The sequence below is a fragment of the uncultured Rhodococcus sp. genome (assembly GCF_963525155.1).
GTDB lineage: Bacteria > Actinomycetota > Actinomycetes > Mycobacteriales > Mycobacteriaceae > Rhodococcus_F > Rhodococcus_F qingshengii.
In genome coordinates this window covers 1-15,213 of record NZ_CAURKP010000059.1, presented here as the reverse complement: position 1 = coordinate 15,213, position 15,213 = coordinate 1, and the positions used below count along the sequence as shown (strand labels likewise).

General features: G+C 63.6%; 14 protein-coding genes. 6 read left to right on the top strand and 8 right to left on the bottom strand.

Features of this window, described 5'->3' with window-relative positions:
• Nucleotides 1–218: 218 nt before the first annotated feature.
• From rplI to rpsF, 4 genes are all read right to left on the bottom strand, one after another.
• Nucleotides 219–674 carry a 50S ribosomal protein L9 gene (rplI, locus tag RWT78_RS14290; RefSeq protein ID WP_007735531.1) on the bottom strand — a complete coding sequence of 152 codons (456 nt, stop codon included), beginning with the start codon at nucleotides 672–674 and terminating at the stop codon, nucleotides 219–221.
• 18 nt (nucleotides 675–692) lie between these two features.
• Nucleotides 693–935 carry a 30S ribosomal protein S18 gene (rpsR, locus tag RWT78_RS14285; RefSeq protein ID WP_003941245.1) on the bottom strand — a complete coding sequence of 81 codons (243 nt, stop codon included), beginning with the start codon at nucleotides 933–935 and terminating at the stop codon, nucleotides 693–695.
• Between the two features lie 39 nt (nucleotides 936–974).
• Nucleotides 975–1,499, bottom strand: a complete 525-nt coding sequence (locus RWT78_RS14280) for a single-stranded DNA-binding protein (RefSeq protein ID WP_003941248.1) — start codon at nucleotides 1,497–1,499, stop codon at nucleotides 975–977.
• 64 nt (nucleotides 1,500–1,563) lie between these two features.
• Nucleotides 1,564–1,851 carry a 30S ribosomal protein S6 gene (rpsF, locus tag RWT78_RS14275; RefSeq protein ID WP_003941237.1) on the bottom strand — a complete coding sequence of 96 codons (288 nt, stop codon included), beginning with the start codon at nucleotides 1,849–1,851 and terminating at the stop codon, nucleotides 1,564–1,566.
• A 210-nt stretch (nucleotides 1,852–2,061) separates the two neighbouring features.
• Between rpsF and RWT78_RS14270 the strand changes: the two genes are divergently transcribed.
• Genes RWT78_RS14270 through RWT78_RS14260 form a run of 3 tightly spaced genes read left to right on the top strand, consistent with a single transcriptional unit; the run spans nucleotide 2,062 to nucleotide 4,826 of the window.
• Nucleotides 2,062–3,417 carry a hypothetical protein gene (locus RWT78_RS14270; protein WP_314676352.1) on the top strand — a complete coding sequence of 452 codons (1,356 nt, stop codon included), beginning with the start codon at nucleotides 2,062–2,064 and terminating at the stop codon, nucleotides 3,415–3,417.
• Nucleotides 3,417–4,001 carry a GNAT family protein gene (locus tag RWT78_RS14265; protein WP_314676350.1) on the top strand — a complete coding sequence of 195 codons (585 nt, stop codon included), beginning with the start codon at nucleotides 3,417–3,419 and terminating at the stop codon, nucleotides 3,999–4,001. The genes RWT78_RS14270 and RWT78_RS14265 overlap by 1 nt, the downstream gene beginning before the upstream one ends.
• Before the next feature lie 45 nt (nucleotides 4,002–4,046).
• Nucleotides 4,047–4,826 (top strand): DUF4190 domain-containing protein, encoded by a 780-nt coding sequence (locus tag RWT78_RS14260; protein ID WP_050656539.1) that lies wholly within the window; start codon nucleotides 4,047–4,049, stop codon nucleotides 4,824–4,826.
• A 6-nt stretch (nucleotides 4,827–4,832) separates the two neighbouring features.
• Here the strand turns inward: RWT78_RS14260 and RWT78_RS14255 are convergent, their stop codons facing one another.
• Nucleotides 4,833–8,675 (bottom strand): helix-turn-helix domain-containing protein, encoded by a 3,843-nt coding sequence (locus tag RWT78_RS14255; RefSeq protein ID WP_314676347.1) that lies wholly within the window; start codon nucleotides 8,673–8,675, stop codon nucleotides 4,833–4,835.
• 186 nt (nucleotides 8,676–8,861) lie between these two features.
• Here RWT78_RS14255 and RWT78_RS14250 point away from each other — a divergent pair, with 186 nt between their 5' ends.
• Nucleotides 8,862–9,161: a LuxR C-terminal-related transcriptional regulator gene (locus tag RWT78_RS14250; RefSeq protein ID WP_003941253.1), complete on the top strand. Its 300-nt coding sequence runs from the start codon at nucleotides 8,862–8,864 to the stop codon at nucleotides 9,159–9,161.
• Nucleotides 9,162–9,163: 2 nt separating this feature from the next.
• On the opposite strand, the gene RWT78_RS14245 is transcribed toward RWT78_RS14250, so the two are convergent.
• The 3 genes from RWT78_RS14245 to RWT78_RS14235 all read right to left on the bottom strand — a co-directional run bounded on the left by RWT78_RS14245 (nucleotide 9,164) and on the right by RWT78_RS14235 (nucleotide 13,910).
• Nucleotides 9,164–10,741 (bottom strand): glycosyltransferase family 87 protein, encoded by a 1,578-nt coding sequence (locus RWT78_RS14245; protein WP_030537124.1) that lies wholly within the window; start codon nucleotides 10,739–10,741, stop codon nucleotides 9,164–9,166.
• 39 nt (nucleotides 10,742–10,780) lie between these two features.
• Nucleotides 10,781–12,928, bottom strand: coding sequence for a transglycosylase domain-containing protein (locus RWT78_RS14240; RefSeq protein ID WP_007735524.1), 2,148 nt, complete (start codon nucleotides 12,926–12,928; stop codon nucleotides 10,781–10,783).
• Between the two features lie 562 nt (nucleotides 12,929–13,490).
• Nucleotides 13,491–13,910, bottom strand: a complete 420-nt coding sequence (locus tag RWT78_RS14235; protein WP_042448217.1) for a DUF5318 family protein — start codon at nucleotides 13,908–13,910, stop codon at nucleotides 13,491–13,493.
• Between the two features lie 128 nt (nucleotides 13,911–14,038).
• Here RWT78_RS14235 and RWT78_RS14230 point away from each other — a divergent pair, with 128 nt between their 5' ends.
• Both RWT78_RS14230 and RWT78_RS14225 read left to right on the top strand, forming a co-directional pair.
• The gene (locus RWT78_RS14230) at nucleotides 14,039–14,878 is read left to right on the top strand and encodes a DUF1707 domain-containing protein (protein WP_211921777.1); all 840 of its coding nucleotides are present in this window, start codon (nucleotides 14,039–14,041) and stop codon (nucleotides 14,876–14,878) included.
• Between the two features lie 9 nt (nucleotides 14,879–14,887).
• On the top strand, nucleotides 14,888–15,213 hold a 326-nt coding region (locus RWT78_RS14225), incomplete at its 3' end, for a DUF1707 domain-containing protein (RefSeq protein ID WP_314676338.1).

Below are 15,213 nucleotides of genomic sequence, written 5' to 3'. Positions count from 1 at the left end.
GGCCTGTTGATGAAAATAGTTTTTCCACAGTCGGCGCGTCGGCGTGTCGGGCGTGTTGCCTCGCCCGATTCGTCACTGATCACCAAGTCGAACATCACAGTGTGAGAGTTATCCCCAGGTCCGATTCGGGACGCTGCCAGGCGGCACACCGCACCCCGAAACAAAACGTCGGGCCCCACACACCGAAGTGTGCGGGGCCCGACGAGACGAACAGTCGACTATGCGCCGACGACGTTCAGGTTGAACTTGGCAACCACATCGGGGTGCAGGTTCACGACCACGGCGTGCTTGCCCGTGTTCTTGATGTGAGCCTTCGGCAACACGATGGAGCGCTTGTCGACAACCGGTCCACCGGCAGCCTTGATCGCAGCAGCGACGTCAGCGACGGTAACCGAACCGAAGAGCTTGCCCGAGCCACCGGCGGTCTTGACCGTCAGCGTTACGGACTCGAGGCCCTCGATAGCTGCCTTGAGCTCCTTGGCGTGATCCAGGCCGCGCACAGCGCGCGCTTCCTGTGCACGACGGATGCCCTCGACCTGCTTCTCGGCGCCACGGGTGGCGACGATTGCCAGTCCGCGGGGGAGCAGGTAGTTACGGCCGTAGCCGTCCTTGACCTCCACGGTGTCGCCAGGCGCACCGAGGTTGTCCACGTCAGCGGTGAGGATGAGCTTCATGTTCTTTCCTCCCTTTCCTTAGCGAGCCACGGTGGCGTAAGGCAGCAGTGCTACCTCACGTGAGTTCTTGACGGCAATGGCAACGTCGCGCTGGTGCTGGACGCAATTGCCGGTGACACGGCGAGCACGGATCTTTCCGCGATCGCTGACGTACTTACGAAGCAACGTCGTGTCCTTGTAGTTGATCTGCGTGTTCTTCTCTTTGCAGAAGGTGCAGACCTTCTTCTTCATAACCTTGTCGCGCAAGGGCGGCTTCGGCATGTCTTTGCTCTTTTCTGGATGTTCCTGATCAGGTACGGATCAGAAGGGCGGTTCGTCGCTGCCCGCACCACCGAAGGAGCCCGAAGCCTGAGGCGCACTGCCCCAAGGATCGTCTCCACCCGAAGGTGCAGCGCTCGGACGTCCGCCACCCGATCCGCCGGAGGAACCGCCGAAGTTGCCGCCTCCACCGCCGCCACCACGGTTGGCCTTGTTGACCTTTGCCGTGGCGTACTTCAGTGAAGGACCGATTTCATCGACTTCGAGCTCGACGACAGTTCGCTTTTCGCCCTCGCGAGTTTCGTACGAACGCTGCTTGAGCCGGCCGCTCACGATTACTCGTGAACCACGGGTCAAGCTCTCCGCGACGTTCTCGGCTGCTTCGCGCCAGATGTTGCAACGCATGAACAGCGCATCGCCGTCTTTCCATTCATTGGAATTACGGTCGAAGGTGCGGGGCGTGGAAGCAACCGTGAAGTTTGCAACCGCGGCACCCGCCGGGGTGAAACGAAGTTCAGGATCAGCCGTCAGGTTTCCGATGACGGTGATGATGGTGTCGCCAGCCATGTGGTTCCTCCTGCATTGATGTAAGACCGTTGGGCGCGAGAGTAGAGCTCGCTACCGACAGTAATTACTTGTTGTGGCGCAGAACCTTCGTGCGCAGAACCGACTCGTTCAGACCGAGCTGACGATCGAGCTCAGCGACGGTGGCGGGAGTGGCGTTGATGTCGATCACCGCGTAGATACCTTCAGCATGCTTCAGGATCTCGTAGGCGAGACGACGCTTACCCCAGACATCGACCTTGTCGATCGTGCCGCCGTGCTGGCGCACAACATTGAGGAACGTATCCAGTGAAGGAGCGACAGTGCGCTCGTCCAGGCTGGGGTCAAGGATGACCATCAATTCGTAATGACGCATAAGACCTCATCACCTCCTGTGGACTAAGTGAAAACGGCCACGGACTATCCGTGGCAGGAGGGTCGTTGCGTCAGCAACCCTCGTAGGTTACACGAGGGGCCTTGACCAGGGAAATCGTCCCGGCCCTCCGGGAAGACCGCCAGGTCGATGCGCGACGCGTGGCGCAGACGCATCACCCCGCGAGCCACTGCGCCCCCTAGGGTGAGAATCATGCGAACAGACCGCAAGACCCCGGCGTCGATCCTGGCGTTGGTCGTCGGATTGTGCGGGCTGACGATGGCGCTGGGCTATTTCAACAAGGCCAGATGCGGCGGTGCACCGTTCGCGCCCGACGGACGAAGCCTGAACTTCGACGTCAACAAGAACATCGACGTCTGCTACTCCGACATTCAGTTGCTCTGGCTCGGACGAGGTATCGATCAGCATCTGTTCCCCTTCGTCACCGGAGGGATAACGCCCGAAGGATTCCTGACCGGCGGAACCGTCGAATACCCGGTGCTCAGCGGAATTCTGATGTGGCTGGGCGGTATCGGCTCACACACCGACACCGATTTCCTTCTGCACTCGGCCCTGATCCTGGCTCCTTTCGGACTGCTCACGGCGTGGATGCTCGGCAAGATGAGCGGCGCGTACGCGCTCGTGTGGTCGGCGACTCCGCCCCTGGTTCTGTACGCATTCCACAACTGGGAGCTCCCGGTGGTGGCCACCAGCGTCGGCGCGATCTTCCTGATGACGTTCGAGCGGATCCCGCTGCGAACTCGCGCGGTTCTGGCGGCCGTCATCCTGGCGATCGGTTTCTGTTTGAAGCTGTACCCGGGAATGTTCGTGCTACCGCTCATGGCCTACGTGCTTCTACGCGGCACCGAAGGCAAGCGCTACGACGTTCGTGGGGCGCTGATGACGGCGGGCGCGGCGATCGTCACCGTCGTCCTCGTCAACCTGCCGTTCGCCCTCATTTCCTACGAAGGCTGGCGCGCGTCGTTCAGCTTCCAGGAGAAGCGAAGCGCGGACATCACCACCAACTCGGTGTGGTTCTGGGGTTTGCGCCCCTTATACGGTTTCGGAGTTCGCGAACTCAACGCCGACTACGACGCACTGGTGAGCATCCTGTCTCCGGTGATGATCCTGTTGTCGTTCGCGCTCGCGATGTATCTGGGTTGGCGCCGCTACGTCCGCGACGGCTACTTTCCCTGGATTGCAGTCAGTGCCGCGATGCTGTGCGGATTCGTGTTGCTGCACAAGGTCAATTCACCGCAGTACACACTGTGGATCCTGCCTTTCCTCGTACTGTTCAAGATCCGGTGGTTCTGGATCGTCGCCTATCTGATCGCCGACGCAGCGTTGGGTATCGGCATCTTCCGGTACTTCTACCAACTGGACATGAATCTCGATCCGAGCAAGTACGAAGCCGTCGTCCAGGCGAGTGTGTGGGGCCACGTCATCCTGCTCGCCGTGTTCTTCTTCTTGTTCCTGCGAGTCCCGTTGCGGTATCCGCTTGCCGGTGGGACCGATCAGATTGCGAACTCCGACAACAACCTTCCGACTCACTCACGGGAGCACGCCTGATGACTGCATCATGGTTCGAATCACCGACGCTGACCGGTGATCGTGTCCGACTCGAACCCCTGGGCGTCGCGCACACCGACGCTCTGCTCGCTGCTGCCGACGACCCGGCGATCTTTCGTTGGACCGCATTGCCCATCACCGATCGGGAACAGGCACAGAAGTACATCGCTGCAGCAACCGACGACCCTAATCGGATCGCCTTCGCGCAGGTGAACATCGCGACGAACGCCGTGGTCGGCACCACGTCCATGTACCAGATCGACCCGGTAAACCGCAGTCTTGCAATCGGATACACGTGGTTGTCGCGATCGGTTCAGGGAACCGGGATCAATCCCGAATCGAAGCTGCTCCTGCTTCGTCACGCCTTCGACCAGCTCGAAGCCGTACGCGTCGAGTGGCACACGGACGAGTTCAACGAACAGTCCAGGGCCGCGATCGCAAAGCTCGGCGCTCAGTTCGAGGGCCTGCTGCGCAAGCACCGACGCCGCGCCGATGGCAGTTGGCGTACAACAGCGCTGTTCGCGATGACCGACGACGATTGGCCGACCATCGCACCTCAGCTCGAGACACGTACCCGAAACTAGCGATCACCTGCACTCTTCGGCCAAGTCCATGCCAAGATTCACCTCATGAGCGATCAGGGTGGGTACGGGTACCAGGGCAATCAGAATTGGCAACCGTCTCCGTACGGGCAGCCCGATCCGTACGGCAGGCGGCCGACGAACACACTCGCGGTGCTCGCCCTCGTCTTCGCGTTCCTCATCGCGCCGTTGGGGATCGTCTTCGGGCACATCGCTCGCGGCCAGATCAAACGGACCGGCGAAGAAGGCGACGGACTCGCCCTTGCCGGACTGATCATCGGCTACATCTTCACCGCACTCGGCATCTTGGCCGTGATCGTGTGGATCGCGTTCTTCGGGCTGCTCGCCGCCGCTTTCGGCAACGCCGCCAATGAAGCGAGTTCGCGGAGTCTCACCTATACGACGCCGTACTCGTACTCCACGACCACGACTCGGGCGCCGAGTGCACCCACCACAGCGCCGAAAACGACGACGCCCCCACGCGTCACAACCTCGATCGGACCAGCGCCGACCGTCTCGGGCACCAACCGTCAGGGCTTCATCTCCGGCGGCCCCAGTTGCAACTCCACCAATCCTGCCGTCGCCATCGCCGTCACGACCGGATCACGAATCGTCATCTGCGAAACCGGAGTCGGGCGTTACTACTACAAGGGTCAACGGCTGAGCGACGGCGCCACCATCGAACTCGACGATCCGACGCCCACGGGCAACGGATTCACCGTCACCAACAAGGACGTGACGTACAAGCTCACCTCCGCCGGACTGGTGATCACCGGCAGCGGAGGCGAGCTGGGTCGGGAAGCGGCGCTCGAGTTCTGGATGAACTGAAGCGCGTCAGCCGGCACACGGATCCTGGTAGGGAACACCGGGCAGGTACCGCTCCCATTCGGCTTCCGTGATGGGAGATCCTGCGGTGCGGCACAATCGATCAACGACGCCGTCGGGGTCGATTCCCCACAAGCGAACGGTCTTGTCCGACCCGCTACCCGCGATCATGTCACTCTCGCCGGCGAACTGAGCGTCGTTGACGCGACCCGGGTAGGCGGACAGCGTCGCAAATCGTGTTGACCGCGAGGGCGTCTCGATGTCCCAGAGCCAGACGGTTCCGTCGCCGACACCGGCAGCGAGCCGATCACCGGCGCGGTTGAACGAGATCGAATAGATTGCGCCCTCGGGGCCGACGAGACGAGCGAGTTCCTCGGGTGCCGACGGTGTGCGTACGTCCCACACGGCGACACCGTGATCCGCACTTCCGGCGGCCAACAGCGCTCCGTCGGCGCTGAAAGACACTGCTAATGCGTAGCTTTCGAATCCACCCACCGTCGCGGCCACCCGGGGCGACGCTGCGTTCGACACGTCCCACAGATCCACTTCGTTCTTGGCGTTCGCGATCGCCAAGATGTCGGTACCTGGCTGAAAGGCCATCATCTGCGGGTAGGAGCCGACATCGGTCAACGACAACAGTTTCGGAGCCGACGGGTCGGAAACGTCGACCAACGCAATACTGTTGTCGTCCTGCGAGGACACCGCCAGCAGATCTCCGGCGGGATTCAGCGCGACAACCGCCACGATGCCCTTCACATATACCGCAGGCTCGCCGTAGATACGTGGCGACGCCGGATCACTCAGGTCCCAAAGATAGGCACCGCCGCCGCCGGTGCCGCTCACAGCCAGGTTCCCGTCTGCCGACACCGCCGACGCACCGCTGAAAGAGTCGGCCCCTTGCGGTTTCAACTCCGGCATCATCGCGGGGCGATCGAGATCCTCGGTGTTCCACGCCAACATCGCACCACCCCTTGCACCGACGCCGGCCACCAGACGCGAGCCGTCCGCGGCAAAGGGACTGGTGAAGATCGTGTCCCGAGCTCCCGCCCAGACCGGACCCGGAAGAGCCCACACGCGAGTCACACCGTTGAGTCCCCCGGTGACCAGATTGCGGCCGTCATCGCTGTAGTCGACGGTGGTCACCGCCCCACTGTCCGGAAGTGTCTCGATCAATGCCCCGGTTCGGGGGTCCCACACGCGCACGGAGTTGTCGGAACTTCCTGCGGCAAGACGTGTTCCGTCTTTGCCGTAGTTCAGTTCGTTGACGTAGCTGGAAAATCCCGTCAGTGCCTGCAGGGGAGTGGGGCGCGCCGGATCGCTCATGTCCCACCGAACCACCTCCCTGCCAGTGGTTCCCGCCGCAAGCTCACGTCCGTCCGGGCTGAAGGCAACGCCGAGGTAGTGGACGGTGGTGCCGTTGGGCTCGGTCGCGAAGATCGGCGCCGATTCCTCACCCCACTTCGCGACGTCCCACACGCGCAGAGTCGCTTGACGCCCGCCCGCCACGAGGAAACGTCCGTCGGGGCTGAACGTCGCGGTGACAATGCCGTCAGCTGGATGCGGAAGAGCAGGCAAAGCAACGGCATTCGTGGAAGTGTCGATGTTCCATCGCAGGACGTCGGGCGTCGAGGTACCGGCGACCAGCTTGGTTCCGTCCGGGCTGAACTCCATGTCCTGCACTACGCGTTCACCGTCGACGGGAAGTGTTCCACGGACCGGATTCCTCGGGTCCGACACATCCCACAGTGCAGCGCCGCCCGCACCACCGGTCGCAAGGAGCCGTCCGTCCGGGCTGTAGGCGACGGCAAAGAGGGCCGTGCCCTCCGAGACTCCGAGGAACTCCGCCTGCGGAACGGCTGAGGCCACACCGTCCACCATCGGATAAAGCCTGACTTTTCCGTCCGAACCACCCACCGCCACAACAGTTCCAGCTGGGTTGATCCGGGCCTTCATCGCGCCGGGCGGTCCGATGATGCGAGTAGCCGAATGAACGCCCGACGCATCCAGCAATGCCGAGCGGGCTTCGGTCGTTTCGTTGACCGCAAATGCCGCCAGAGCAAGCTGCGACGCCAGCGACGGATCCCGCTCACGCATCCTGATCGACTCGGTGGCCACCTGACGCGACATCGCCTCGTCGCGCGCAGTATCTGCTTGGACACGTTGACGATTGGCGCCGATACCGGCGACGGTGGCAACCACCGCCAACACCAGAGCGATCACCGACGCGGCTGCCAGCGCAGTCACGAGCCGTCGTAGCACGCGTGTACGTCGGCGATCGGCAAATTCCTGCTGATCACGATGCTCGATGCTCGCGGCGAGGTACTCCCGCTCGGTGGCATTGAGGTCGGCGGCGCGGGTCCGACTCGGTTCCAGTGGGAGCCCGAGTTCGCCCGAACGCAGCCATTCTTCCGTCAGATGAAGACGTGCGGGTCCGAGCAGCGCGCCGGGGTCGCGTCCACTGTCTTCCCACACCTGCGCCGCGTAGGTGAACCGGCGATGCACCGCCAGACCGGCGCGGTCCGAGTCGATCCAATCGCGAAGCCGACTCCACGCGGACAGCAAGACCTCGTGCGAAACCTCGACGGTCTCCTCGTCGACGGTGAGAAGGCGGCGTAAGGCGAACCGGTCGATGACGGTATTCACGTCGTCGACGTCGTCACCGAGGAAAAGTTCGGTGCGCGGTGCCCGCCGACGCGTCTGCGTCACTTCGTCGACGTTGACCAATCGCAGGAAGATCCTGCGCGCCAACTGCTGCTGCCTCTCTGTGAGCTCGCCGTACACTTCCTCCGCGCTTTGCTGGACAGCTCCGGCGATCCCGTCGGTGGCGTAGTAATCCGAGACGGTCAGAGTTTTACGCGTCGACCGTTGCCAGGTCCCCAACAGTGCGTGTGACAGCAAGGGCAAAGCTCCGGGGTCGCTCGCCGTGCGCGAGCCGCGTGGTGTCAGCTCGGAGACCAGAACCTGAACCAATTCGCTCTGCACGGTCATCCCGGCCTTGACCGCCGGCTCGACGATCACCTCGCGCAATTGTTCGTCGGTCAGCGGCCCGACCACCATCGGCGAATCGTCGAGCAGCGGCACCAAAAGCGGTTCCTCCGCCGCGAGCCCGTAGAAGTCGGCGCGCATTCCGATGACGGCGATGGTGTTCTCACCGAGTTCCGCGAGTGTCTGCAGTATTTCCTCGCGCCGATCACCATCGCACTGCGTCCACAGTTCCTCGAACTGGTCGAGGATCAAGACCGTTGGTTCGTCGGAAATCGACGACGGGATTCCTCCCGTACCCGGCTGCAGGGTTTCCACCCGCCAACCGTCGAACCGTGGATCGTCCCCGGCGATCTTGGGGGCGAGCCCGGCCCGCAGCAACGACGACTTACCCGATCCGGAGGCACCGATCACCATGAACTGACGGCGGCCGACACCTCGTATCGCCGACGCCACCCGCTCGACCAAGTTGGCAGTGAGTTCGTCGCGACCGAAGAACCACTCGGCATCCTCCTGCCGGAACGACTCGAGACCTCGATACGGAACGGTGGCGTCGCCGCGTCGTCTGGCCGTCAGCTGTCTCACTCGTTGCACCGCACTGATCCAGCGCTGCCGCTCATCCTCGGAATCGACGCCGCAGGCCTCGAGGAGCGCAAAAAACATCGGGGTACTCGCCGGCGTCGGCAGGTGTTGGCCGGCAAACCATCCGCTGACGGTTCCGTGCAAACCACCCGAACGCTCGACGGCTTCGCGGACCGTCAGTCCGGCTGCGTTCCGCAGTGCAGTGAGCGTCTCAGCAAACTGCCCACGCGACTCGATCCGGGCGGGATCGACCTGATTGTGCGTACCGGCTTCCGCCTTCGAGTTCATAGCGACGCACTCTATCGGAGCAGGTAGGGGATTTGTCCGTTGTATGGACTCTGTATCGAGAGAGTTGCGCCCGTTCCACTGAGACACCTCGATCGAAATACTCGTCTCAGTCGCACCCTGATCCAGCAGCCCTTCTGCAAATACGGCAGTCGACGCCCATCCCCTCCGTCGAAAGGCGCTACTCGCATGTCTTCAATCGGCATTTCTCCGAAGATCGAGGCAAACGTGTCCCGAGTCGGCAACCCCAAGCACGGCAAGCACAAGCCGAAGCTGAGCGTCCGCGAGATCGAAGTACTTCTTGCCTGGCTACGTTCGGATTCCAAGTCCGAGGTCGCCGAGACACTCGGCCTACGCGTCTGCACCGTCAACACACACATCACTCGGATCCGCACGAAGTACAGCGACGTCGGGCGGCCGGCTCCCACGAAGGCAGCATTGTTTGCCCGCGCGGTCCAGGACGGGTACACCACCCTCGACGAGTGGTGACCTCAGACCGTGACGGGTTCCGGTTCCTTCGCCTTGGACGGCTTCAGCCAACCGGGTAGCCAGGCAGGTTGTTTGTCCGGTGCTTGATCGAGAACACCGCCCGCCGGATCGTCGATGAACCCGTACCGCACGAGATCCTCCGACGGCCGGTAGATCTGCCGGAGCACCAGCGCGCATAGAACGAGTACCGCGATGTCCCGGATCACGACGGTTCCGGTGAACCACTGCTCGGGCAGCCCCTTGTTGGACACACCGAGGTAATACATCATTCGTGGAACCCAGACCAGGGCGTCGATGGTCATCCACGCGAGCAGGAGTCTGCGGTGCGGCAAGGCCAACACGGCCAGCGGCACCAGCCACAGAGAATACTGCGGGCTCCACACCTTGTTCGTGAGCAGGAAGCCCGCCACCAACAGGAAGCACAGCTGCGCAACTCGCGGACGACGCTGCGCCGTCAGGGCGACGTATCCGACACCGATGCAGACGGCCACGAACAAAAGCAGAGAGACGGCGTTGAGATTCGACGGCGACTCACCCTGTGCGAGAGGACCGTCGAGGCCCTTCCACGACGTGAACGACGCGATCACGTTGTAGAGCGAATCCGGATCGGCCCCGCGTTCGGAGTTGAGCCGGAAGAATTCGTACCAACCATGGGGGTACAGCGCGGCAATGGGCAGGTTCACCGCAAGCCATGCCGCGACCGCGCTGAGAGCGGTCACCAGCCAGTCCCTCGTCTTGCCCGCGCGCAGACACAAGACCAAGAGCGGTCCCAGTAGGAGCAGCGGGTAGAGCTTTGCGGCGCCGCCCAGGCCGAGCAGGATTCCCGCGAGCACGGGCCGCTTGCGTGCCCACGCCAACAACCCACCCGCCGCGAACGCCGTCGCCAGAGGATCGAAGTTCGTGAACACGTGCACGATCACCAAAGGGGAGCACGCGATCAGAGCGCCATCCCACACTCGTCGTCCGGCCAGCAGGGTGCTCGCCCACACGGTGACCAGCCACGCCAACGCCAACCCGAACGCCACGACGTTGAAATAGAGCGCCACCTGAATCGCGCCCGGCAGCCAGGTGATCGAATCCCACGCCTTCGCGACTTTCATTGCGCCGTACTGGTAGAGCCCCGAGATGACCGGATACTCCATGTACCGCATCTGGATCGAACCGTCGCCGCGTACTTCTTCCCACGACGTCTTGTACGGGAATGCTCCCTGATCGAGGCGCTCGGCTCCGTACAGCGGAACGGTATCGGAGTAACACATCGCCACGTACTGACGGCTGCCACTCCAGTCGAGGCCGACCTGCCCGCTCTCGCCGACCGGCGCCTGCTGAATACAGCCCGCCTTGGCGAACCAGCCGAAAGCCAAGAACACCACGGCGAGCAGAAGGATCACTCGCATCGGTGTGAAGAAGCGAGTGCGCCCGATCAGTGCGTGACGACCTACCGGACCGCCGACGGTTCCCGACAGCGCAGACACCATCGCGTCGTTGCGACTGGGAACGTCCCGCCAATCCGCCGAACGAAGATCTTCGGCCAGCGGAGCGGGGGAGGTCGGTTCGGCATCATCAGCATTCGCGGCCACTCCGCGAGGTTACCGTCTTTCGAACCGACCACCCTCCAACTACTGGCCGGGGCTCACACCTGCCGGTTCTTCCTCGGTGGTCTCGCCTGCCCCTGGTACCTGTGGCGTGGTTGTCGTCGGCCGGGAGATGCCCGGAATCGGGATCGTGATGCCCGGCAGAACCTCGACCTGCGTCGTTGTCACCACGGGCGGCGGAGTGGTTTCCGTCGTCGTCGGTGCGGTGGTCGGCGGCGCCGACGTCTTGGGCGGTGCGGGAGCCGTGTACTCCGGAACACCACCGGCTTGACCGTTGATCTTGCCCGGCGTCGGGAACTTCTCGTTGTCGGTGCCCTCGAGGGCGCCGTCCATCGTGTCCTTCCAGATGTCCGAAGGCAGACCCGAGCCGTAGATCATCGCGCCACCGGAATTGGTGATCGCTTCACCGTCGGGAGTTCCGACCCAGACCGCGGTCGAGAGAGACGGCGTGTAGCCGACCATCCACGCGTCCTTGTTGGCTCCGGTGTCACCGAGCTGCGCAGTACCTGTCTTCGACGCCGACAGACGTCCGCCGGCCAGGTTGTGGCCGCGCGAGTACGCCGCGATCGGCTGCATCGCAGCCGTCACGTTGTCCGCCACGGCAGCGTCGATGCGGTCTTCACCGGCGGGCGCGCCGCGGTCCAGCAGCACGGTGCCGTCGGCCGCGACGACCTTCTGCACGAAGTGCGGTGCGTGATACGTACCGGACGCGGCGAGTGTCGCGTACGACGACGCCATGTCGAGCACGCGGGCCTGGTACTGGCCGAGCACGATGCCGTTGTTGGGGCCGGAACCGTCAGCCTCGGTGAGCGACGGGCCGACGCCCGGGATGTCCTTCGGGATGCCTGCCTTGTGAGCGATGTCCGCGATTTCCTGCGGGCCGTTGCCGTCGAGGCTGAGCATCTGACGGTAGAAGCTGGTGTTCAGCGAACGCTTGAGCGCCTCTGCGATGGTGCAGGTGCCGCAGCTTTCACCTTCGACGTTGCCGATGGAGATGCCGTTGACGGTCAGCGGTGAGCTGTCGTACATCTGCGAGAGCGGGATTCCCTGATCCAGGGCGGCTGCGAGGCCGAACACCTTGAACGAGGAACCAGTCTGAAGTCCGGCATTCGCGAAGTCGTATCCCGCGCCGTCCTCACCGCCGTAGTACGCCTTGACGGCTCCGGTCTTCGGATCGACCGAGACAACTGCGGTACGCAGATTCTCCGGCTCACCCTCCATGTTGGAACGGGCTGCCTCGACCGCTGCGGCCTGAGCCTGCGGGTCGATGGTCGTGGTGATCTGCAAGCCCTCGGTGTTGAGCAACTGCTCGCTGATTCCAGCGTCGCCGATCTCCTTGAGCACCTGACGCTTGATCAGGCCTTCGGGTCCGGTCGAGCCCTGGCTGCTGTTGTCGACCTGGGCGAGCGGGATGTAGGCGGGGTACTGCATCGGCGTGCGCGCGGCCTGATCCAGCGTGCCGGCGGACACCATGCCGTCGAGCACGTAATCCCAACGGGACTTCGCGCCGGTCGGGTTGGTCTCGGGATCGAGGAGCGACGGAAGCTGGATCGACGACGCCAGGACGGCGCCTTCTTCGATGGACAGCTGGTCGACGGGCTTACCGAAGTAAGCCTTGGATGCTGCGCCGATGCCGTATGCGCCGCGACCGAAGTAAATGGTGTTCAGATACGCGGCGAGGATGTCGTCCTTGGACCACTCGTTGGCCATCTTCGAGGAGATGACGAGTTCCTTCATCTTTCGCGTCAGCGAACGCTCCGAGCCGACAAGCGCCTTCTTGACGTACTGCTGCGTGATGGTCGAGCCACCACCGGCGCTGTCGCGACCGAGGACGTTGTCTCGGGCCGCGCGTGCGAAACCGGAGATCGAGAAGCCCGGGTTCGAGTAGAAATCGCGGTCCTCTGCGGCCAGAACAGCGTTGCGAACGTGCGGCGGTACCTGATCGAGCGAGACCTCGACGCGGTTGCCATCTGGCGGGACGACAGTGCTGATCACCGTGGTGCCGTCGGCGGCAAAGACCGTCGCCACCTGATTGGTCTTGAGGTCGCCGGGCTTGGGGACGTCCTGCACGATGTACGCCGCCATGAAGGCAAGGACGGGCAGAACAAGACCGAGCGCCACCAAGACGTAGGCCGAGCGGCGAACTGTGCGCCACTTGGACTTCTTCTTCACGGTGCTCTTTCTTCCCTTCGGGGGTTGTCCGTCGTTGCCACCGCCACCGGAGCCACCTGTCGGTGGCTTCGTCGGTGGAGGTCCGACCGGCGGGCGGGTGCCCGCGTTGCTACGGGTGGTCGCTGCTGCTGCCGCGACGCGCTGGGTCGGTTCGTTCGCCTGAGCGCCTACGGCGCGATCTCGAGGCGGCGGGCCGGCAGGTCGGCCTTGCGGCGGACGACCCTGAGGAGGGGGACCGGCGGGGCGGCCCTGAGGAGGCGGGCCAGCAGGTCGGGCTTGCGGCGGACGCCCCTGGGGCGGGGGTCCCATCGGACGACCTTGCGGCGGACGACCCTGAGGGGGCGGACCCATCGGAGGGCGTCCCTGCGGTGGTGGGCCCATGGGACGTCCCTGCGGCGGACGACCCTGAGGAGGTCCGGCGGGGCGGTTGGGACCGACGGGACGGCCACCCGGGTTGTTGCCGCCCGGGTTGTTGTTGCTGGGGGAACTCACGAATCAAATCTCCAGTGGTCACGGACCGATCACGTGCAGACTTCGATCGGGCCCTTCTTCGGGTGTGGCGTTACTCGCTGGCGGTGCGCCGGCTTGGTGGGCGTGCTCGCCGCGGTCGCGGCGGCGCAGGTACTGCGCCGAGCACATAGGACTGCACCAAGTGGTTCCAACTGCAGGTACGGCACACCTCTACAACGTGCACCGTGAACTCCTCTGCTGTTTCCGCAAGCCGAGCGAGCTCGTCCGAGGTTCGGGCCGATCCCGAAACCTGACCGAGCTTGTCGCCGAACACCCAGGACACGAGCGTCAACTGTTCCTTGCGGCAAATGGGGCAGACGACGTCGCTGCCCCGGCCGTGGAACTTCGCGGCTCTGAGTAGGTACGGATCGGCGTCACACACCTGCTTGACGTCGGTCCGACCCGCAGACACTTCGGCCAGCACAGACCGACGCGCGAGCGCGTAGTCCACAACTTGCCGCTGTATCCGCACCTGACCAGCGTACGTGCGTCCGTGCCGCGACGGACGGTTCGGGAGGGTCACGATGAACACATTTCGGGGGCTGGGGGCATGGCGACCAGCCATTACGATCACTTCCTGTGAAGTCTTCTCGTTCTCCGATGACGCGTGCTCGTGATCTTGATCGCGTCGAAACGTGCAATGTGTTGGACGCCGCGTACGCCGAAGGGCAGTTGAGCGCGGAGGACTACTTCGAACGGACCGAAAAGGCGAGGTCCGCGAAAACCCTGCTCGAGCTCGCGCGCCTGGTCAACGATCTGCAGGTGCCGAAGATCGATACCACAACGGCGCCTCGGACGTCGGTGACGCGCAAGGCCGTGTACATCGGCGGCGCTGCTCTGATCGTCGTCGGCGCCGTCGCCGCGGTGGCCTGGAGTCGCTCACCATTGACGCCTTCGGAAGACATCACCGCCAGTTATGCCAGCACTACTTCCCTCGCGCCACCGTTGCCGACCACAACCCTGGTGACGGAGCCGACCGTCGAACCGATCCTGATCGCACACATCGACACTTTGACTCCCGAGGGTATCGGCGCATTTATCGAGAGGTATCGAGAAGAGTTCGGCGACATGTTCGTCGACGGCGCGAGCTTCCACGAGAAGCATTCCTCGGTCCAACGCGCAGCACCCGGTGCACCGGCTCAGACCCAGCGCATCAGCTTCTGGGGTGGATTCCAGATCGAGCCGAACAACACCCCTCGCAGAAGCGATCAGCCGACGTTCGACCTCGGCTCCATCCAGATCGACAAACTCACGCCGTTCATGGAAAACATCGGCGAATTCATCAAAGTGCCGGACGCGACGATCACCGCCGTGATCCTCAACGCGAACTACGGCGTCCCGGAGATCGCGATCTATGCAGAGAACGGACTCGGCCACCAAGGACGCATCGAGGTCACGCCGTGGGGCGAGATCTCTCGTTCCTACCCGTACGGGAGCTAGGGTGAGCCGGTGAGTGGGTCCCCGACTACTACCTCTACGCGCACCCGTGCGCGCGACGTCGACCGTTCCGATACCTGCGCCGTTCTCGATACGGCTCTGTCCGACGGCCAGATCACGGTCGACGAGCACGCGAACCGGACGGCTGCGGCCATGACCGCGACCACGCTCGGACAGCTCGATCTGCTGGTCCGCGATCTGCAGAAAGCAACGCTGCGCAACGCCGTCGCCAAAGTTCGCCGTATCGACAAGATCTGGTACCTCGCAGCCGCATCGACTATCTTCGCCGGCCTGATCGGGTACCTCACCTTGTCCGCCGACCCTTCACCCCCACCGCC